At 52.0% G+C, this 19,376-nt stretch carries 18 protein-coding genes and 1 rRNA gene; 6 read left to right on the top strand and 13 right to left on the bottom strand.

Annotation, left to right across the window (positions count from 1 at the left end):
• Positions 1-4: 4 nt before the first annotated feature.
• Entirely contained in the window at positions 5-1,459 is a 1,455-nt protein-coding gene (gene rhaB / locus ACYVRB_RS04105; RefSeq protein ID WP_461213748.1) for a rhamnulokinase, read from the bottom strand.
• Between the two features lie 223 nt (positions 1,460-1,682).
• On the opposite strand from rhaB, the gene ACYVRB_RS04100 reads away from it, so the two are divergent.
• Entirely contained in the window at positions 1,683-2,699 is a 1,017-nt protein-coding gene (locus ACYVRB_RS04100) for an AraC family transcriptional regulator (protein ID WP_461213746.1), read from the top strand.
• 351 nt (positions 2,700-3,050) lie between these two features.
• Positions 3,051-4,172 (top strand): NAD(P)-dependent alcohol dehydrogenase, encoded by a 1,122-nt coding sequence (locus tag ACYVRB_RS04095; protein WP_461213745.1) that lies wholly within the window; start codon positions 3,051-3,053, stop codon positions 4,170-4,172.
• Between the two features lie 685 nt (positions 4,173-4,857).
• On the opposite strand, the gene ACYVRB_RS04090 is transcribed toward ACYVRB_RS04095, so the two are convergent.
• Both ACYVRB_RS04090 and ACYVRB_RS04085 read right to left on the bottom strand, forming a co-directional pair.
• Complete coding sequence (locus ACYVRB_RS04090) at positions 4,858-6,033, bottom strand: AbrB/MazE/SpoVT family DNA-binding domain-containing protein (protein WP_461213744.1); 1,176 nt, start codon at positions 6,031-6,033, stop codon at positions 4,858-4,860.
• Between the two features lie 63 nt (positions 6,034-6,096).
• Positions 6,097-6,699, bottom strand: a complete 603-nt coding sequence (locus tag ACYVRB_RS04085) for an ECF transporter S component (protein ID WP_461213743.1) — start codon at positions 6,697-6,699, stop codon at positions 6,097-6,099.
• Between the two features lie 329 nt (positions 6,700-7,028).
• Between ACYVRB_RS04085 and ACYVRB_RS04080 the strand changes: the two genes are divergently transcribed.
• The 3 genes from ACYVRB_RS04080 to ACYVRB_RS04070 are packed head-to-tail and all read left to right on the top strand — an operon-like array spanning position 7,029 to position 9,856.
• Complete coding sequence (locus ACYVRB_RS04080) at positions 7,029-7,967, top strand: PLP-dependent cysteine synthase family protein (protein ID WP_461213741.1); 939 nt, start codon at positions 7,029-7,031, stop codon at positions 7,965-7,967.
• Positions 7,968-7,979: 12 nt separating this feature from the next.
• The gene (locus ACYVRB_RS04075; RefSeq protein ID WP_461213740.1) at positions 7,980-9,119 is read left to right on the top strand and encodes a trans-sulfuration enzyme family protein; all 1,140 of its coding nucleotides are present in this window, start codon (positions 7,980-7,982) and stop codon (positions 9,117-9,119) included.
• The gene (locus tag ACYVRB_RS04070) at positions 9,119-9,856 is read left to right on the top strand and encodes a homoserine O-acetyltransferase/O-succinyltransferase family protein (RefSeq protein ID WP_461213739.1); all 738 of its coding nucleotides are present in this window, start codon (positions 9,119-9,121) and stop codon (positions 9,854-9,856) included. Before ACYVRB_RS04075 ends, ACYVRB_RS04070 begins: the two co-directional genes overlap by 1 nt.
• Positions 9,857-9,924: 68 nt before the next feature.
• Here ACYVRB_RS04070 and ACYVRB_RS04065 read toward each other — a convergent pair whose 3' ends face one another.
• The 6 genes from ACYVRB_RS04065 to ACYVRB_RS04040 form a co-directional block, all read right to left on the bottom strand.
• Entirely contained in the window at positions 9,925-10,626 is a 702-nt protein-coding gene (locus tag ACYVRB_RS04065) for an ABC transporter ATP-binding protein (RefSeq protein WP_461213737.1), read from the bottom strand.
• Complete coding sequence (locus ACYVRB_RS04060) at positions 10,619-11,404, bottom strand: ABC transporter ATP-binding protein (RefSeq protein WP_461213736.1); 786 nt, start codon at positions 11,402-11,404, stop codon at positions 10,619-10,621. Before ACYVRB_RS04060 ends, ACYVRB_RS04065 begins: the two co-directional genes overlap by 8 nt.
• Entirely contained in the window at positions 11,401-12,357 is a 957-nt protein-coding gene (locus ACYVRB_RS04055; RefSeq protein WP_461213734.1) for a branched-chain amino acid ABC transporter permease, read from the bottom strand. The genes ACYVRB_RS04060 and ACYVRB_RS04055 overlap by 4 nt, the downstream gene beginning before the upstream one ends.
• 4 nt (positions 12,358-12,361) lie before the next feature.
• Positions 12,362-13,240, bottom strand: coding sequence for a branched-chain amino acid ABC transporter permease (locus tag ACYVRB_RS04050; RefSeq protein WP_461213733.1), 879 nt, complete (start codon positions 13,238-13,240; stop codon positions 12,362-12,364).
• Between the two features lie 69 nt (positions 13,241-13,309).
• Positions 13,310-14,503 carry an ABC transporter substrate-binding protein gene (locus tag ACYVRB_RS04045; RefSeq protein ID WP_461213732.1) on the bottom strand — a complete coding sequence of 398 codons (1,194 nt, stop codon included), beginning with the start codon at positions 14,501-14,503 and terminating at the stop codon, positions 13,310-13,312.
• Between the two features lie 255 nt (positions 14,504-14,758).
• The gene (locus ACYVRB_RS04040) at positions 14,759-15,952 is read right to left on the bottom strand and encodes an ABC transporter substrate-binding protein (protein ID WP_461213730.1); all 1,194 of its coding nucleotides are present in this window, start codon (positions 15,950-15,952) and stop codon (positions 14,759-14,761) included.
• A 437-nt stretch (positions 15,953-16,389) separates the two neighbouring features.
• On the opposite strand from ACYVRB_RS04040, the gene ACYVRB_RS04035 reads away from it, so the two are divergent.
• Positions 16,390-17,289, top strand: a complete 900-nt coding sequence (locus tag ACYVRB_RS04035; RefSeq protein ID WP_461213728.1) for a DMT family transporter — start codon at positions 16,390-16,392, stop codon at positions 17,287-17,289.
• Positions 17,290-17,475: 186 nt separating this feature from the next.
• Here ACYVRB_RS04035 and ACYVRB_RS04030 read toward each other — a convergent pair whose 3' ends face one another.
• The 4 genes from ACYVRB_RS04030 to rrf all read right to left on the bottom strand — a co-directional run bounded on the left by ACYVRB_RS04030 (position 17,476) and on the right by rrf (position 19,243).
• A complete protein-coding gene (locus tag ACYVRB_RS04030; protein ID WP_461213727.1) occupies positions 17,476-17,940 on the bottom strand; it encodes a threonine/serine exporter family protein in 465 nt (154 codons plus the stop codon).
• Between the two features lie 10 nt (positions 17,941-17,950).
• Positions 17,951-18,694: a threonine/serine exporter family protein gene (locus ACYVRB_RS04025; RefSeq protein ID WP_461213725.1), complete on the bottom strand. Its 744-nt coding sequence runs from the start codon at positions 18,692-18,694 to the stop codon at positions 17,951-17,953.
• Positions 18,684-19,013 carry a thioredoxin family protein gene (locus ACYVRB_RS04020; RefSeq protein ID WP_461213724.1) on the bottom strand — a complete coding sequence of 110 codons (330 nt, stop codon included), beginning with the start codon at positions 19,011-19,013 and terminating at the stop codon, positions 18,684-18,686. Before ACYVRB_RS04020 ends, ACYVRB_RS04025 begins: the two co-directional genes overlap by 11 nt.
• A 113-nt stretch (positions 19,014-19,126) precedes the next feature.
• Positions 19,127-19,243: ribosomal RNA gene (gene rrf, locus ACYVRB_RS04015) — 5S ribosomal RNA — on the bottom strand.
• Positions 19,244-19,376 lie beyond the last annotated feature (133 nt).

Here is a 19,376-nt window from a genome sequence, read left to right as displayed (position 1 = left end):
CTCCCTATCCTTTCGCTTTCATGAATGCTTCGTAACGATCCAAAACGCCTGCATACGCATCTTGTGCTGGCTTGAAAGTCTTCAGGTCAAAAGAATCTGCGATCAACTGACGTCCAGCAACAACATCTTTCACCGCTCCGGTGGCAATCATCTGCACAATGATGTTACCGATGGCGGTCGCTTCACTCGGTCCGGCAATGACAGTGACACCAGCAAGATCAGCCGTCAATTGATTCAACAAGGCGACGTTAGAACCACCACCGACAATGTTGAGCGTCGTGATCGGCTTGCTGATGATCTTCGCCAACATGTGAATGGCTGAAGCGTAGTACAGCGCCAAGTTATCGTACACAGCACGCACCATTTCACCAGGTGTTTGCGGGACATATTGGCCGGTTTCCTTGGCGTATGCCTTCAACTCTTCAAGCATGTTGTCTGGGTTGGCAAAGCGATCGTCGTTCACATCGATGAACAGGGCAAAAGGCTTGGCCTCTGCAGCCATCTTCGCTAACTCAGGGAAACTATACTTGTCGTCATAGTTGTGCTTGAGGGACTGGACGATCCACATGCCCATGATGTTTTTCAAGAACCGGTACGTCCCGTAAGCGCCCCACTCGTTGGTATAGTTTTCCTTGTAAGCGAGCGGCCCGTTTTCCGGAGTGTTCAACTCTGCGCCTAACAGCGACCATGTCCCAGAGCTTAAGAACGCCCAATTGTCGCCTTTACCTGGCGTGCCGATAACCGCACTGGCGGTATCATGCGTCGCCACTGTAATCACATCAGTCTCAGGCAAATCGTATTGCTTGTGCCACTTGCGCCGAACACTTCCCAGCTGCGTCCCGGCTTCAACCAGCTCTGGGAACTGCGACTCTTCAACGTCGACCTTGGCCATCAGTTCTTGGTCGAACAAGCCGTGCCGCAGGTTCAACATCTGGGTTGTCGACGCGTTGGTGACTTCGGTAACCGCATTGCCGGTCAAGACGTAACCAATGTAATCAGGAATCATCATGATCCGATCCGTGCGCTTCAAGTCCGCTGCATCTTCACGATAGAGCTGATACAGCGTGTTGAAGTCAAGAAACTGAATCCCGGTCTTTTCGTAGATAGTCTCTTTAGAAACTGTCGCAGAAAGATCTTCGATCGCGTGATCGGTCCGCTTATCGCGATAGCTGATCGGATCGTGCAACTTATTCCCATCTTCATCGACCAGAACGTAATCAACCGCCCAAGTATCGATCCCGAGATCAACATGATCGATACCGCGCTTCTTGATTTTTTCTAAGCCGGTGAAGATTTCTTTGATGATCTGATCGATCTGCCAGCGATCATGACCATCTTCGTTGGCGAACCCGTTTTTGAATCGATGTGCTTCTTCGAGTTGCAACTTGCCATTTTGTTGCGTGGCTAAAATCAAGCGACCGCTTGATGCACCTATATCAACTGCAACATATGTCTTCATATTTATTCACTCCATTCAGCTATGCGCGTGCAAATTCACAAGGGGCGAAAGCTTAGTCCAGGAAAATGCTGTCGAGTTGCGGGTTGACAAGCGCTTAGCAAATGTGATAATCCAAAGTAGTAACATTATTGGAACCGATTTACAGTTTCATTTAACCGTTTTCACTGATGCGATACAATGTCAAAAATCAATTCATTTTGGAACATAATCACAGGAGGCAAATATGGACCTCAACGTCATGAAAAAACTTCAGGCGCTCACACCAGTAGAGCGCATGCAACAAACCAGCCATTCTGTGAACGATGATATTCCCCCTGCTGCCATCAACCTCGAGCTGACAAGTGCAGGCAAAATGCCCGTCTTGAATGACTACTTTTTCCGTAACCGTAATATCTACATTTCTAAGCACGCCCGCTTTGCGCCTTACCCAGAGCATTCTCATCAATTTCTCGAAATCAACTACATGCTTTCTGGGCACGTCGATGAAATCGTTAACGGGACGCACTTGACCTTGAGCGAAGGCGATGTTCTTTTGCTCGATGTCGGTTCGACACACACCATCGGCGCCGCAGGTAAAGATGATATCTTGATGAACATCTTATTTAGGGATCGCAACATCTCACTCGATTTGCTCAAAGAAGTTCAATCTAGTAAGAGCGTTTTGTACGACTTCTTGCTCAATCGTATACATCCCGATGCAAAGACCCCAAACTTCCTTTTGTTCGCGAACCACCACAACGAGAAAATCAAAAACACCATCGAGCGTTTAATCAGCGAATATTATGAACAAAACACCTTTTCTGATGCAATCATTCAAGCAGAACTCACGATCCTGCTCGCTGATCTCATTCGTAACTACCACGTTGAAACCAAGCACACCTCGACTGCCCAACAGATCGCCATTAAGATCCTTGATGACATTCGGACGCATTACAAGACCATCACGCTCGAAGAGCTATCAGAGGAATATTCTTACAACAAAAACTATCTCGGTAACTTATTCCGCAAAGAGGTTGGAAAAACCTTCAGCCAGGCGCTGACCGAAGAGCGGCTTATCCGGGCCCGCGAACTGATTCAAACCACCGATCAGCCGATTTCCAGTATCTGCACGCAAGTCGGGATCTCCAACAAGAGTTTCTTCTATCACAAATATGCAGACAAGTTCGGCCACACCCCCAAAGACGACCGTAAACAATCTACGGTATCGTTCATCGGTACAGAGCAACTATTCAACTCTTAACTGAAGTTTCGCGTCGCATCAAAAGCGGCACTGATCATGCCCCACGTCTGGGGTGATGGCCAGTGTCGCTTTTAGATTTAGCCTCACGCGCTTATTGGGTTGACCAATTACGGCCACCCCAGCATCACCGGCCTAATCTGTGCTTTTGTTCCCTCAAATTGCTCAATGCTGTTGTCATCGTGGCCAAAATCTGTCACAGTATCTACTGATTCTGTAGGTCTCAGCTGTCATACTCTCAATTTAGTTAAATGTAACACATGCGCAGAACTTCTTGAAAGCGCTTGATTTTTTCGTTGTATGTGAAATAATTAACATCGTAGAAAAAAGTCATTCAATACGGAGGCTACACACATGAAGATCAAAGCAGCAGTTGTTGAAAAGCAAAATGCAGATTTTGTGATTAAAGACGATGTCGAACTCGCCGACATGGGCGCTGATGACATTCAGGTTCACATGGTGGCAACCGGCATTTGCCATTCCGATGAAGCTCTGCGGATTGGGGACGCCGTCATCGACTATCCAATTGTCCTCGGCCACGAAGGTTCTGGGATCGTTGAAAAAGTTGGCCCTGAAGTTACCCAGTTCAAGCCTGGCGACCATGTCGTTTTGTCCTTCTATGCCTGCGGTCAGTGCAAGTCCTGTTTGAAGGGGATTCCAACGCAGTGTGAAAACTACGCCCACAACAACTTGTCTGGTGTCCGTCCAGACGGCACCAGCCACTTCACTGAAGATGGCCATCATGTTGCTGACATGTTCGACCAAAGCTCCTTCACCACCACCACGGTTGTCCGCGAACGCAATGCAGTCAAAGTACCTAAGGAACTCGATTTGCGCAAGCTCGGTCCTCTGGGTTGCGGCTATGTCACCGGTTCCGGGACCGTTTTGAACACTTTGAAGCCAAAGCCTGGTGATACCATCGCCGTATTCGGTACTGGTGCCGTTGGCTTAGCAGCTATGATGGCCGGCCGAATCTCCGGTTGCACCAAGGTTATTGGGATCGACATTGTTGATTCTCGTTTGGACTTAGCTAAGGAACTCGGCGCTACTGATGTCATCAACTCCAAGGACGTCGATGTCGTTAAGGCTGTCAAGGATTTGACCGGTGGCTATGGCGTTGATTGGGCTGTTGATACCACTGGTGTCACCGCCGTTATGGAAAACTCCATCAAAGTGCTGGCCCAAGGCGGTACCACTGCTACCATCGCCGTTACACCAAATCACATCGATGTCGACACCTGGAACGACCTGTGCGTGGACGACAAGAAGATTGTCGGTGTCAACATGGGTGATTCTATTCCACAAATCGATATTCCGCGTTTGATCGACTTCTACAAGATGGGTGTGTTCGACTTCGATAAGACTGAAAAGTTCTACAAGTTCGAGCAAATCAACGAAGCCAACGCTGATTCCCGTTCCGGCAAGACCATCAAGCCAGTTCTGGTCATCGATGAAGACTATGTTCCTGGCAAGTAATCACCACTAGAATAACCAAAAAGCTCCCGCCAATGTACGATTGGCGGGAGCTTTCATCTGTTCAAAGACTTACACTGTCCGGCAGCGTAAGTGTGTCGTTGGTAGTAGACCAATCGCGGTCGGGTGCGGGCGAAAGCGACTCCAGCAGGATCAATCTGTCGTGGAGAGGGTGCTCGATGGAGCTAACTCTCCGCTACGCTTCGAGTGGATCTCCATCTGCGCCTTGCTGTAAGCGACAAGCCGCTAACAGCAATCTCACCACGTCAGATTGACCTGCTTCCGTCACTTTCGCCCACACCCTGGATTCTGCGTATCAGGATAGTTTGGTGTAACGAACAGGTTAAGCTAACTGCGAATGACTCTTACTGTAAGCAAATCTAAATGACGCTCTACGATTAACGTCTGGTATCTCGTAAATCGTTGCTTTTGTTGTAGTCGAACGCAAATGTAAGGACGGGGTGCGCGGAAGACAGATATGGCTCAGGCGCGACATTGTTGTTGGTGGCTTGCCACCTACAACAACGGCGTCGAGGGAGATCCACTCGTAGCGCAGCGAAGAGTTAGCTCCCGAGCGCCGCGCACCGTTCCAGCCATATCTGTCTGAAGTGCACCCCGTCCGGACCTATACCACTATCCCCAACACATCCCGAAGAGGACTTACGTTGCCGGACAATGACCATCTCAATTATTCTTTTCGCGTGCTGACGATGTGGACGTCCCAGGTCTGGTTACCACGTTTGACTAGATTCTCTAAGCGACCGAACAAAAGCAAAAGCCAGCCGAAAGCCAGGACAAAAGCCTGGATCTCAAAGCTCGTCAAAGACGGATAACGAAATAGGCGGTAGCCAAAATTTAATAACATCAACGCCACCGCGATGGCATATGACAACCCAAGAAACTCACGGGAAACTTCAGGCAAAAGCCACCGGCAACCAATGATCAGCCCTGCAACCAAAAAAACAAGCATCCCCGCAGCTTGATCATGCAACAAGTGTGATGCCGCATTGTTTGGAAACAGTCCGATGAACCCGAGATCGATCCCGACAATGGTCAACATAATCCGCATCGTCCACAAGCGCCAGCTCCGCGGATACCGCTCCTCCAAAGCGACAAACAAGGTGTCTACCAGCGCAATAAATAACAGCGATGAAATCATTAAGGTGACGTTGAACTGCCAAGCCTGGCTGGCCATGTTCGTCCCCAAAAAGCTGAGATTATGCTGCCACCAGCGGCGCGTGTTATTCGTTGCCATCGCGATCACACACCCGGTGACGATCACGATCAATAACAAGTTGTTCAAAGCCGTGGCGTCGACCGTTAATGCCGCCTGTACCATGAACACGCCTGACATCAGGATGAATACCAAAAAGATCAGGACAGCGGTGAACCGATCAAACGTCGCCCCGGGAAACAGCTGACCAAGCAACCAGAAGCCACCGACAAGCGCTAGGCCGAGCATGATGGCAAACGCCCCGGTGATGACGGGAAAGTTGCGCCAATAGATCTTAGGTGCAGTTTGCGCGCGTTGCGTCTTGATGAAAAAGCCGGCAAACAAACCCAAGCCCGCCACCAGTCCGAGCCCGATAACAAAACTTGCCACCGATACTCCTCCGGACAGCGGGATCATGTGTAGGCCCTGCTGCCACCAGTAGATATAGACCCCAATGCTGAATAAGACGGCGACCACGATCGGCCACACCCACTGCAGGCGCAAGCGGTCAACACGCGCAGCCAGTTTTGGCTGCAAGATCAACCGCCCGTTTTTGACCTCGATCTCCATTGGCATGCCTTTGGTTATCGCCAGCTGTTTACACACTGCCTCAGGTAATGCCAGTTCCAGCCCCTTTTTTGTCTCCTTCACGTCTTTGCGCCTCCGTTTCCACCTTCCATTCTAACAGAAAAGTGGCAACCAAAAGCGTAAAGCCTACTCCGGACGCAAACCCAAGCGCTTGACGGCAAACAAGGCGCCAACAATCAGCGGCGTTAAGATGGCCGCACCGAGTACCTCTGGCACCCCATTGGCCGCAACGATACCCATCAAAACCTTCAACAAGCCGCTAGAGGTCACGCCATATGCCTTAGCCACCGCACCGGTATACAGTACGCCCATCAGCACGACGACCCCGACCGTGTTGGTCAGCGTCCCTAGCACCGCGGCAATAATGCTGGCGACTGGTACCCGATGGAACCGCCGGTATAACAGTCTGAACACGACTCCGGCGACTAAGCCCACCAGCACCCGCGGAACGACCGAGACGATCGGATTGGTGAAAACAATCGGATCCAATGGGCTAGTCGGTGCCGTTAGCGCCCGCACAATCGTAAAGACGCCCCACATCAAGCCGATGAACATACCATCCCAAGGTCCAAGCACAATTGCCGCAACAATCACGGTAATATGAATGATCGTCAGGCTGGTGAAGCCCAATGGAATGAACCCGAGCATCGGGACCATCGTCTGCAAAATGATCAGCGCCGTTAGTAACGCCCGCAGCGTCAGACGCGCAGCTTTTGAATGTCTATTCATTGAAAAATCTCCCCTATCATGACAGTTGTGCGGCTATTATGCCACACATCGAAACCTTTTGCATAAAAATTTTAGTGCTTGACAAGCGCCTTCATTCTGGCGTAAAGTGACGGTAATCTATTACGGAGGTCAAAACACATGCAGACAATGAACACGTACAACTTCAATTGTTGCTGTCGGACAGCGCGCCTAAGGCGATGTCCGGCCTGTTTGCATTGATTCTGTGTTTTGACACATAGAGTCCAGTGCCCAGGTGGGGACTGGACTGAGGCGCGCTAACCAATTTTTGGTTAACGCGCTTTTTTTACGCTCAGCAAAGGAGCAATCACATGCTAATCCATCATATTCAAGAAACCATCGGTAACACCCCATTACTCGAACTCCCGATCCAAGCTCCTAACGATGTTCATATCTACGCCAAACTCGAGATGTTCAACCCTGGTGGCAGCATCAAAGACCGGCTGGGTGAATACCTGTTGGCAGACGGGGAACGCCGCGGCCTTGTTGGCAAGCACACTACCATCATCGAACCCACCGCAGGCAACACCGGCATCGGCGTCGCTTTGGCAGCCCAGGCCCGCCAGCTTCCGACCATCTTGGTGGTGCCAGAACATTTCAGCCAAGAAAAACAGACGCTGATGCAAGCCTTAGGCGCCCGCATCATCAACACCCCCAGTAATACCGGCATCAAAGGCGCAATCGAAGAAGCCAAGCGGCTAGCTGCTAACATCGATGACAGTTTCGTCCCGATGCAATTCGCCAATCCCGCTAATCCTGCCACTTACTATCACACCCTCGGCCCGGAGATCACACGTGATCTTCACGAACCGATTGCAGCCTTCGTCGCTGGTGCAGGCTCCGGCGGCACTTTCGCCGGCGTCGCCGCCTACCTCAAAAGCCAAGATGCCCGCACCCTAGCGGTGGTGGTGGAACCAGACGGCTCGATTCTCAACGGTGGCAAACCCCATCCACATCGTACAGAAGGCATCGGTGTTGAGTTCATCCCGCCATTTTTCAATCATCTGACGATCGATCAGACCCTCACAATCACCGATGCGGATGCTTTCGCCCAAGTTCACCAGCTCGCCCGCACCGCCGGCTTATTCATCGGTAGCTCCAGCGGGGCAGCCGTCGCGGCTAGCCTGAAAGTCGCCACCAGTTTGCCTGCTGGCAGTAACATCGTCACCATTTTCCCGGACAGTAGCGAGCGCTATTTAAGCGAAAACATCTACGACACCGACACAGCCACATTCAAAGTCCTAAACTAAAGGAGCTCAATTATGAAAATTGCAACGCAACTGATTCACGGCGGTATCTCTGAAGACAAGGCGACCGGCGCCGTTTCCGTGCCGATCTACATGGCCTCCACCTTCCATCAAACCCACATTGGCGAAGCCGAATATGAGTATTCTCGTACCAGCAACCCAACGCGCCAAGCGGTCGAAGCTTTGGTCGCAGACATCGAAGACGGTAGTGCTGGCTTTGCTTTTGCCAGCGGTTCAGCGGCCATCATGACCGTCTTCTCCTTGTTCAACGCAGGCGATCACATCATCGTCGGCGACGACGTGTACGGCGGCACCTTCCGCCTGCTCAACCAGGTCTTAGCCCGGCTTGGCATCACCTTCACCGCAGTCGACACCCGCGACCTGACGGCGGTTGCCAAGGCCATTCGGCCCAATACCAAGGCCGTTTATCTCGAAACGCCGACCAACCCATTGTTGCGTGTTACCGACATCGCTGCGGTCGCGAAGCTCGCCAAACAAAACAACCTGGTGAGCATCATCGACAACACCTTTGCCAGCCCGATCGTTCAACAGCCACTGGCTTTAGGCGTCGATATCGTACTTCATTCCGCATCCAAATATCTCGGAGGTCACTCTGATGTAATCGCCGGCGTCGTTGCCGTGAAAGACGACGCGTTGGCAGAGCGGATCGGCTTTTTACAAAACGCGATCGGGGCCATCCTTGCGCCGCAGGAAGCTTGGTTGCTACAGCGAGGGATCAAGACCCTGAAGCTGCGGATGCAAGCCCATCTCGCTAACACCGAAGCCTTATTCGAATTTCTCAAAGCCCAGCCGCAAGTTGCCCATATCTACTATCCCGGCGATCCCGACAATCCTGATTACGCCGTCGCCAAAAAACAGATGCACGGCTTCGGGGCGATGATCTCCTTCGAGCTACAACCTGGATTGGACCCGAAAAAATTCGTTGAAAACCTCCACCTGGTCACGTTAGCGGAAAGCCTTGGCGCCTTGGAATCGCTGATCGAAATTCCTGCGCTCATGACGCATGGGTCGATTCCACGCGATATCCGGTTGCAAAACGGCATTAAAGACGAGCTGATTCGCCTGTCTGTCGGTGTAGAAGACATCGACGATCTCAAGGCAGATCTGGCGGCGGGCTTCGCCGCGTTAGTCTAATGTTAACCGTCGGTGTGCTCGTGCTGATGCACGACAAGCAAGCGACGATGACCGACTGGCAAGACGCGCTGGGTGACGGCGTTCGCCTGCGCTTCTTCCATCCAGTCAGCCATCCGCTACACAGCCCGCAACCACAGATAAAGCCTCTGAGCGTCGCCGCCGCGTTGGCTTGTGACGCCTTCGTCATCACCGGAGCACCCATCGATCGCCTCCCGTTTGACCAGGTGCACTATTACCCCGAAGTCAGCCGCCTGATCCGCGAGCTGACCGTAGCTTCGATGCCTGTGTTGTATTCTTGCTGGGGAGCATTGGCTGCCTTACACACGCTGTATGGCGTCGAGAAGTATCAATTACCACACAAACTCTTCGGGGCCTTCCCTCACCGGCAACTGATGCCGTCGCCGCTACTGGCCGGAACCGTATCGCACTTCATCGCCCCCCATGCGCGCTACACCGACATGGACCCAACAGCACTGGCGTCTGTCGTGACCGTAAACGCCACAACCATCAACGGCCAACCAATGCTGGCAAGTAGCCACGATTTTCGCCAAGTGTTCTTGTTCGCCCACCTCGAATATCGGCGCTGGGGGTTGTGGCAGGAACACCAGCGCGAACCCTTTGGCCCAATGCCGCAGCATGACGACCCGCAAGCTGGCTGGTCATGGGAAAGCACGCGCCAGCACTTCTTCCGCAACTGGTTGACCATTCTCACCACCCAACAGCGCATTGCCCAGTAAACGCCATAACGAATCAAAAAATACGGATCGATCCTGCTGGGATCGATCCGTATTTTTGTTGGTTTTGATCAGCCACCTAGATAAGTTTTTTGAACATCTGGGTTAGCTAACAATTCTTTGCCTGTGCCAGACAGGCGGATCTCGCCGGTTGCGACAACATAGCCGCGGTTGGCGATTCCCAGAGCCTGCAAGGCGTTTTGCTCGATCAATAAGACAGTCACACCTTGTTTATTGATCGTCTTGATCATATCAAAAATCTTCTGGATGTATATCGGCGCCAGCCCCATTGAGGGTTCGTCCAGCATCAAAAACTTCGGTCGGGCCATCAGCGCGCGGCCCATGGCGAGCATCTGCTGTTCACCACCAGAAAGCGTCGCGGCGTCTTGATTGCGCCGCTCCTTGAGTACCGGAAACTGATCAAAGACCTCAGCCAAGATATCGGCCTGCTCGTTGCGTGGCACGAGATAAGCCCCCATCTTGAGGTTTTCCATCGTCGTCAGCCCGGCAAAGATCCGCCGGCCTTCTGGCACCTGCGCGATGCCGGCACCAACCACATGAGAAGCTGACATCTTCGTGATGTCTTGATCGTTATAGACAATCTTGCCGTCTGCTGCCTTGAGCATCCCAGAGATGGTCTTGACAATCGTCGACTTACCAGCCCCGTTGGCCCCGATCAGTGTGACAATTTCGCCGTCTTGAACGTTGAAATCAACGCCACGTACCGCCTTGATCGCGCCATAATTGACCTTTAAGCCAGTGACATTAAGCATGGACGCCACCTCCCAAATAAGCCGTGATGACGGCGTCGTTGTGCTGGATCTCGTCTGGTGTGCCTTCGGCGATCAGCTTGCCGTGTTCCAACACGTAGATCCGTTCAACCAGATTCATGACCAGTGACATGTCGTGTTCGATCAACACCACAGTCAGGCCAAAATCGGTCTTGAGGCTGCGGATCAATTTCGCCAGGTCGGCGGTTTCTTCGGGGTTCATCCCCGCGGCAGGTTCGTCGAGAAAGATCAGCTTTGGATCGGTGGCAACCGCCCGGGCAATTTCCACCCGACGTTGCGTCCCGTATGGTAGGTTGGCAGTAATCACTTCACTGACATCTGACAGATCAAGCTTGGCCAAGATCTCATCGGTCCAGGCGTTGACCATCGCTTCTTTTTTGTTGAACGCCGGCAGCCGCAAGAGACTGGCGACGAAATTTTCCTTGTACCGGTGGGTCATCGCCGCCTGCAGGTTTTCCCGTACAGACAGTTGGTGGAACAACCGGATATTCTGGAAGGTTCGGGCGATCCCCATCTTGGCGACCTGATACGGTTTCTTCTTATCTAAAGAAACCATCTCATCACCGACACGGAACGCGACGGTGCCTTCTGTCGCAGGTGAAACCCCGGTCAACGCATTGAACAGCGTCGTTTTGCCGGCACCGTTGGGCCCGATCAGCGCGACCAGCTCGCCATCATCAACATGGATACTAACATCTTCGACCGCATGTAAACCGCCGAAAATCTTGGACACGTGGTCCACTTTTAATAACGTGGTCATGCGGCATCCTCCTTTTTGTGACGATTCAAAATTCTAGCAAACGAGAACTCGTACCGTCCGAGTAAACCAGATGGCTTGAAGACCATGATGACCACCAACGCCACAGCGTAGATAACCATCCGTAACGTCCCGAAGCTTTGAAGCACGGTGTCCAAAACGCCTAACACGATGGCGGCAAGGAAGGTCCCTGTCATGGAACCGACACCACCGAGCACCACGATGATCAGCAAGGCGATGGAATTCATGATCCCAAAGTCGCTAGGGGCGATGGTTTGGATGTAACTGGCATGCAGGGAGCCCCCGATCGCAGCAGTCGCGGCGCCAAGAACAAAGGCGGCCAGCTTCCACTTCGTCGGGTTGACCCCAACGGCTTCAGCCGCGATCTCGTCATCACGGATCGCCTGGATCGCGCGCCCTGCACGGGAATGTGCGAAGTTAACGATCACGATCGTCGTCACGCAGACGAAGAAGTAAACCACCGGCCACGTCGCAAACTGCGGGATGTTGAATAATCCGGCAGCGCCATTGGTGATCTTCATGTTGTTGATGACCACGCGGATGATTTCAGCGGCACCCATAGTTGCAATTGCCAGGTAGTCCCCAGACAACCGCAGCGTTGGCACCCCGACGATGATCGCCGCGATGATCGCGATCACGATCCCAACGACAATCGAGCCGATGAAACCACCAACTGTCGGAACGGTTTGTAAAATGATCCCGGTCGCGTACGCCCCGATAGCCATGAACCCGGCATGCCCCAGTGAAAATTGCCCAGAGAAGCCGATGATCAAGTTGAGCCCTGTTGCTAAGATGATGTTGATGCCAATAGTGACTAACATGTTTTCGATAAAGCTATCGATCACACCGACATAAACGAGGAGGTTGATGACCACGAAGCCGATGATCATGACAAGCAGCCATAAGCTGTTCGCTTGAAGTTTCTTTTTGGTCATGCGCTCACACCTTCTCCTTCACATTCTTGCCTAACAGCCCGGCAGGTAACACGATCAAGATGATGATCAAGACCACATATACCGCCGCGTCTTTGTAGGCAGATAAGCCGACCGCTTGCACAGCCGTTTCCAACAAACCGATCAAGAAGCCCCCGATCGCAGCCCCAGGGACTGAACCGATACCACCAACAACGGCAGCAACGAAGGCTTTGATCCCAGGAACCATCCCCATCAGCGGATCGATCGAGTTATAGTACAAACCGATCAATACTCCGGCGGCACCGGCTAGTGCGGAGCCTAAGCCGAAGGTGAAGGAGATGACGTGATCGGGATTGATCCCGACCAAAGCAGCGGCTTCTTGATCGACCGCGACGGCACGCATCGCAGTACCCATCTTGGTTTTTTGAATGATCAACTGCAAGGCCACCATCAAAATTATCGAAGTGACCAGGATCAATAACTGAATGTTTGAGACCGTGATCCCAAACACCGTGAAGTTATGCTGCTGGATCGTTTGCGGGAAGTTACGCGTGTTGGCACCAAAGAGATACGACATCCCGTTTTCGAGGAAGTACGAGACCCCGATGGCGGTAATCAGCGCCGTGATCCTCGGTGAATTCCGTAGCGGGCGATAGGCGAGATATTCGATCAACATCCCTGCCAAGGCCGTCACGATCATTGCCGATACCAACGCCACGATGAAATCGACGTGATAGCGATTGATGACGAAGTAGCCCCAAAAGGCCCCTAACATGTAAATGTCACCGTGAGCGAAGTTGATCAGCTTAATGATCCCGTAAACCATCGTGTACCCTAACGCCAACAGCGCATAAATACTCCCGAGAGATAAGCCATTGATCAATTGTTGCATGACAGTATGCAAGAGATCGCCTCCTTTTTTCCAATATAAGTGCAATAGCAGGCGTCAGTGAGCGCCTGCTATTGTCAAACTTTACTTGATGACTGTGGCGGACACAGCCTTACCATTAACCAGCTTTTCGACTGAGATGGTCTTTTCTGGGTTGTGCTTAGAATCGATGGTCATCGTCCCTGTGACCCCTTTGAGGTTCTTGACCTTACCTAAAGCCTTGGCAATGTCGACAGAGTTGGTCGACTTGGCATCAACGATGGCTTGCTTAAGCAGGTATACGGAGTCGTAACCCAAGGCGTTGAAAGCAGATGCAGTGGTGTGGTGCTTGGCTTGGTATGCTGACATGAAGTTAGCAACCGTCTTATCAGTCTTCGCAGACAACGTGGAGAACGGTGTGGTGTAGTAAACGTTCGTCACGTTCTTGGCACCGGCGATCTTGGTGAGGCTAGGATCCATCATCCCGTCACCACCAACGATTGGGGTGTTGATCCCCATGCCACGTGCTTGCTTGATGATCAAGCCGATTTCGGTGTAGTAACCTGGAATGTACAAAGCATCAAAGCCTTTGTTCTTCAAGGAAGTCAGCACGGCGTTGAAGTCCTTGTCGCCAGACTGGAAGTACTGAGTGGCAACGACCTTGCCTTTGTATTCCTTCTTGAAGGCGGCGGCTAAACCTTTGCCGTAGTCGTTAGAGTTATCAGCGAGGACGGCCACTTTCTTAGCTTTCAGATCCTGGTCAACGAAGTGTGCGGCTTCAGTACCCTGGAAATCATCGGTAAACGCGGTACGGAAGGCGTATGGTTGCACCTTGCCGCCTTTTTGTAAGGTATAGTCAGCGGCCGTCGCGGAAGGTGAGATTTGAGGCACGCTGGACTTCGTCGCGTTAGACAGTGCAGCAGTCGCGGCGTTGGTCGTTGCAGGGCCGATCAAAGCGGAGACTTTTTGCTTGCCAGCCAAGTCAGCGGCGATGGAAGCCGCCGTTGAGGTCGCCGTTTTGTTGTCTTGGGTGACGGTCTTGAACTTGTAGTTCTTCTTGCCGACCTTGACGCCGCCATCTTTGTTGATTTGGGAAACGGCTAAGTTGATCCCGTTGTTGACCTGTTCACCATAGCCGCCACCAACACCAGAAAGTTCGATGTTGACCCCGACTTTGATTGTAGAGCCTGTTGCGGAATTTCCTTTATTGGCAGCCTTGGCGCTACAACCGGCCAAGACCCCAAACGCGGCAATGGTTACCCCAAGGCCCGCGATACGTTTCAACATTGACTTCTTCATAATAAATCCCTCTTTCTTCGTTTCCCCTCAAAACATGGGTTGGAGCTAGCCCAGATGCTCGTCGGCCATAATCATCTGGATATCCAGATGTCAGTACTGATCGAATGTTTTAATAATAATGGGAGAATTATTAAAAGTCAATGAAAAATTCACATTTAATTTTCAGCGCATCACCCAGCAATTACCGTCATAGCAGTCATCAGGTCTTTTTATTTCACCCATAAGATTCTCATCTAACCATTCAGTCTAGCTTAATTACTTAACGGCAGTCGCGTGAGAAACCTTGCCGTTGGTGAGCTGTTCAACCACGATCGGCTTTTCTGGATCATGGTGCTTGTCAACAGAAGTCGTCCCGGTAACCGCTGGCATATCCTTGATCTTAGAAAGTGCGGTTGCGACCTTGACGGAGTTGGTCGACTTGGCATCCTCGATCGCTTGCTTGACCATCAGCATAGAATCGTAAGCCAGTGCGGAGAAGGTCGGGGCGTCGGTGCCATATTCCTTCTTGAAGTCAGACATGAACTGCTTGGCGACGCTGTTGGTTTGCCCCGCCATGGTTGAGAATGGTGTGGTGTAGTAGATCTTGCTTGCGTTACTGTCACCGGCGATCTTGGCCAGCTTAGGATCCGCCATCCCATCAGAGCCGATGATTGGCACGGTGATGCCGGATTGGCGAGCTTGCTTGATAATCAGCCCAACTTCAGAGTAATACCCTGGCACGTAGATCGCGTCGACTTTCTTGGACTTGATTCTGGTGAGCAGCGCGTTGAAGTCCTTGTCTCCTTCAGAGAAGGACTGAGTGGAAACGACCTTGCCGCTGAAGGTACTCTTGAACGCCTTAGCCAACCCGGTACCATAATCGGACGAGTTGTCTTGTAGCACTGCGACGTTCTTGGCTTTCAGCGTGTTGTTGGCAAAATGTGCGGCGGTTTTACCTTGGAGGTCATTGTTGAAGCAAGCCCGGAAAACGTAGGTCTGAACCTTACCGTTCTTTTGTAGCGTGTAGTCAGGATCAGTTGCCGATGGAGAGACTGATGGTACATAGGCCTTAGTGATGTTTGGAATCGAGGCAGTCCCATCATTGGTCGTGGCCGGGCCAACGATCGCGGTCACCTTGTCTTTGGTGGCCAGCTGAGCGGCAACCGACGCGGAGCCAGAAGTTGTTGACTTGTTGTCTTGAACAACGGTTTGGATCTTCATCTTCTTGTTACCGACCTTGATCCCGCCGGCTGCGTTGATCTTCTTGACCGCCAGCTCGAAGCCTTGCTTTTGCTGCTCGCCATAACCGGCTGCAGCGCCAGAAAGTTCCATGTTGAGCCCAATCTTGACCTTGTTGCCGGTTGCCGTGTTGCCTTTAGCAGCAGAACTCTTTGCGGAACAGCCAGCCATTGCCATCACTGCGGCGACCGTTGCTGCGGCGCCGATAATTTTTGTCATCGTCTTTTTCATATGTCTTTTCCCCTTTTGGAATAATGTTGGATCTGCGCGCGCCACAGATCCGCTTCATTAAAAATGGCCCCATCCTTAACGGATGAGGCCAACCACCTAGTTACGTGATGAGCCCCATCGTCAAAGCAAACCAGAGGGCTCAATGTTCAACCAGCAAGTACGTGCCGCTTGAAATCGGGTCCTCTACTTCAACAACAAGGCCAAATCTTGACGGGTGGATACACCCAGTACGTTAAACTTATTCATGATGTATCCCCCTTTCAAGATTAATGATTAATTAGAATTTACTTCACTCTCTCCTAATTGTCAACCGAAATCCCAAAATTCCTTTAATTTCATTCCAATTCATTCGATCCGGTATGAAATTGGCGGGATCCGGCCAATTTTTGCGATCCGTGATGGTATACTGGTTGCATTGCGGTTTGGAGGAATACAATGTGAAACGAACAACTAATCGCACCGCGGCAATACGCGCGGCTTGCGGGACAACCATGTGGGGCGTCGGCGGCGTCTTAGCCAACATCGTCTTCAACACCAGCCACGCGCTGCCCGCCTGGTTGGTGAGTATGCGGCTTACCTGGGCGGGCATCGCCATGCTGATCTTCGCCGTGGCGACACGGCAACCTTTGCTTCGCGTCTGGCACGACCGTGGCAATGCGATCCGCTTAGTGCTCTTTGGCCTGGTGGGCGTCGCACTGGCTCAGTTCACCTATTTGTTGGCAATTTATTATGGCAACGCGGCACTGGCGACGATCATGTTATCCTTAGTGCCTGCGATGATTACCGTGGTGACTTGCGTACGTGCGCGGACCTGGCCACGCCTGATTGACACCTTGGCCATCATCATCGCCTTATTAGGGGTCTTCCTGCTGGTCACCGACGGCAATCCGACGAAGCTCCATGTCGCTCCGATCGCGGTTTTCTGGGGGATCTTAGCCGCCGTCACCGGCGCTGCCTATACCATGTTGCCACGTCGCGTCATCGCCACCGAACCGCCGCTGGTCGTCGTCGGCTGGGGTTTAATCATCGGTAGTGTCTTCATGAATTTCCTCTCCCCGGTCTGGCATGTCCCAACTGGTTTAACGCCATGGACTTGGGCGGCGATCGCTTTCATCGTTTTTGGCGCCACCTTCTTGGCTTACATCCTTTACGTCTCCAGTCTGAAGACGTTGCGTCCTGCCATCGCCTCGATGATCGGTAATCTAGAGCCGCTGACGGCAACGGTACTGTCGATCTTCTTCTTGGCGTTAGGGTTTCACGCCCTTCAATTCACCGGTATCGTTTTGGTCTTGGGTGCCGTGTTCATGATGAGCTGGACGCCTAAAAAGAAGCGTTAAAAAAAGCGTGTGACTAAAAGTCACACGCTTTTTCGTTTGCAGTACCTCCACAAGGAAGATAAGGACATCTCGGCTCCACAACCTGTGTCCACTGGCCCCGAAATCCGTCGGGTGGTAAATCATGCCTGCCAGCTGCGCTTTCACCCTAAAAATGGGTTACTCGACTCATCGCATGGCCTTATCATATCACGATTTTGGCTTGGCGCCAACCGGCTGACGATAAGTCTGTTCAGCAAGCAATTGCGCCAGCATGAATCCGACCGCGATCGCCCCAGCCACCATCACCACTCTGATCGTCAGGCGCGATGCCTTGTCGATCTGACCGAGCACCAAAGCGCGCACCGCCTGATAGGCTGTCGCTCCCGGCACCAGAGGCACTAAGCCGGGAATGTTGAAGATGATCACAGGCATTTTTTTGACCCGTGAGAAAATGATCCCGCACAAACCGATTGCAAAGGCCCCGCATAAATTCGCCAGCATCCGCCCAACATCAAGATCGTAAGTCAGCACCCAATAAACTAGCCAGCCGACCGCCCCTGCCCAGCCAGCAAGGTTCAGCGCACGTCGAGGCACATTGATGATAATGGCAAACGCAACCGTCGACAGATAACTGAAGCTCAGCTGAATCAAGAACTGCACCCAATATGGCATGATGTTCCTCCTAGAAGAATCTGAAAATCAACGCGATACCAACCCCGATGGCCGCAGCGCTCAATAAGGCTTCCATCCCGCGAGCGATTCCAGATAGCAGATGGCCTGCCAGCATATCCCGGATCGAATTCGTGATCGCCACGCCTGGCACCAATGGCATCACCGCCCCGATGATGACGTTATCGAGGTTACGACCGATTCCTAAACGCACGCCTAGCCACGCGCTCACCCCGACGACAAAGGCCCCAAGGAGCTCAGAAATGAAGCGTACTTGCGTCACATGGTTGAGCTTCGCGTAGACAAGATACCCCAGTGCCCCTGCGATTGCGGATAGTGGCATGTCAAACCAATCATAAGTCTGGGCAAACACCACCATCAACATCATGCTACAGACTGCCGCTGCTAACACTTGTAACCATAACGGGAAAAACGGCGTGTCTTCATCGAGATGGTGCAAGGCTTGATGCAACTGACTGATTGTGAGCTTGTGAGCGGCAAATTCGCGTGATAACTGGTTGACCTGGGCGATTTTTTCCATATCGATCGACCGTTTATTGATTGGACTTAACTTCATCAGCGGGGAGTCTTCCAACCCGATAAAAATGCCTGTCGGGGTCGTGAAGACAAGTGCATTCTTCACGCCGCCATTTTGCGCGATTCGGCGCATAGTATCATCGACGCGGTACATCTCGCTACCGCCTTCAATCATGATTCTCCCGGCCAACAGGCACGTTTCTAACAACTCATTGCGCATGATGCGTCGCTCCTGCAATGCTCTTTTCCAGATGTGCTTTCAAGACTGCTTTAGGGTATGCCCCCACGATTTTCTCATACGGGCGCCCGTCTTGATAAACGACTAACGCCGGAATGCTCTGAATCCCGAATTGACGTGCGATTTGATTATCTTCGTCGATGTTCATCGTCAACACTTGGATCGGCAGTTCTTCTTCCAGAGATACCATCAGTGGGCTCATGATCTTGCAGGGACCACACCAAGGTGCCCATAGCTCAAGTACCGTCGTTCCTTTTGCCGTTGCTTGCGCTAGCGTCTTCACTGTCACTGCCGTTGTCATGATCATTCACCTCGAACTTGATTGTAGCATGTTGCCACGCGCACACCAATGCCTTCTCATCAACCTTTTAAACAGACAAAAAAAGACCAGTCAACGACTGGTCTTTTTACTCAGCGTGGCGGCTTCCTACCCTCGCAGGCAGTCACCCACCAACTACTCTCGGCGTAGAGAAGCTTAACTTCTGTGTTCGGCATGGGAACAGGTGTATCCTTCTCGCCATCGCCACCACACTGTATTTTTAGAAGGTTTGCACCCTCAAAACTGGACATCATTGTTTGTTTTTGTTGCCGTGAACCGTATTTGCTCACTAGCGCTTACGCGCTTTGGTTAAGTCCTCGACCGATTAGTACTGGTCCGCTCCAA

The sequence above is a fragment of the Lacticaseibacillus boliensis genome (assembly GCF_054784775.1).
The sequence above is the reverse complement of the archived record's forward strand: the minus strand, read 5'-3'. Positions and strand labels throughout refer to the sequence as shown.

Coding starts and splice junctions, on each gene's coding strand:
- rhaB (WP_461213748.1), bottom strand. CDS start 1,459: ATGAAGACATATGTTGCAGTTGATATAGGTGCATCAAGCGGTCGCTTG.
- ACYVRB_RS04100 (WP_461213746.1), top strand. CDS start 1,683: ATGGACCTCAACGTCATGAAAAAACTTCAGGCGCTCACACCAGTAGAG.
- ACYVRB_RS04095 (WP_461213745.1), top strand. CDS start 3,051: ATGAAGATCAAAGCAGCAGTTGTTGAAAAGCAAAATGCAGATTTTGTG.
- ACYVRB_RS04085 (WP_461213743.1), bottom strand. CDS start 6,699: ATGAATAGACATTCAAAAGCTGCGCGTCTGACGCTGCGGGCGTTACTA.
- ACYVRB_RS04080 (WP_461213741.1), top strand. CDS start 7,029: ATGCTAATCCATCATATTCAAGAAACCATCGGTAACACCCCATTACTC.
- ACYVRB_RS04075 (WP_461213740.1), top strand. CDS start 7,980: ATGAAAATTGCAACGCAACTGATTCACGGCGGTATCTCTGAAGACAAG.
- ACYVRB_RS04070 (WP_461213739.1), top strand. CDS start 9,119: ATGTTAACCGTCGGTGTGCTCGTGCTGATGCACGACAAGCAAGCGACG.
- ACYVRB_RS04065 (WP_461213737.1), bottom strand. CDS start 10,626: ATGCTTAATGTCACTGGCTTAAAGGTCAATTATGGCGCGATCAAGGCG.
- ACYVRB_RS04060 (WP_461213736.1), bottom strand. CDS start 11,404: ATGACCACGTTATTAAAAGTGGACCACGTGTCCAAGATTTTCGGCGGT.
- ACYVRB_RS04055 (WP_461213734.1), bottom strand. CDS start 12,357: ATGACCAAAAAGAAACTTCAAGCGAACAGCTTATGGCTGCTTGTCATG.
- ACYVRB_RS04045 (WP_461213732.1), bottom strand. CDS start 14,503: ATGAAGAAGTCAATGTTGAAACGTATCGCGGGCCTTGGGGTAACCATT.
- ACYVRB_RS04040 (WP_461213730.1), bottom strand. CDS start 15,952: ATGAAAAAGACGATGACAAAAATTATCGGCGCCGCAGCAACGGTCGCC.
- ACYVRB_RS04030 (WP_461213727.1), bottom strand. CDS start 17,940: ATGCCATATTGGGTGCAGTTCTTGATTCAGCTGAGCTTCAGTTATCTG.
- ACYVRB_RS04025 (WP_461213725.1), bottom strand. CDS start 18,694: ATGCGCAATGAGTTGTTAGAAACGTGCCTGTTGGCCGGGAGAATCATG.
- ACYVRB_RS04020 (WP_461213724.1), bottom strand. CDS start 19,013: ATGACAACGGCAGTGACAGTGAAGACGCTAGCGCAAGCAACGGCAAAA.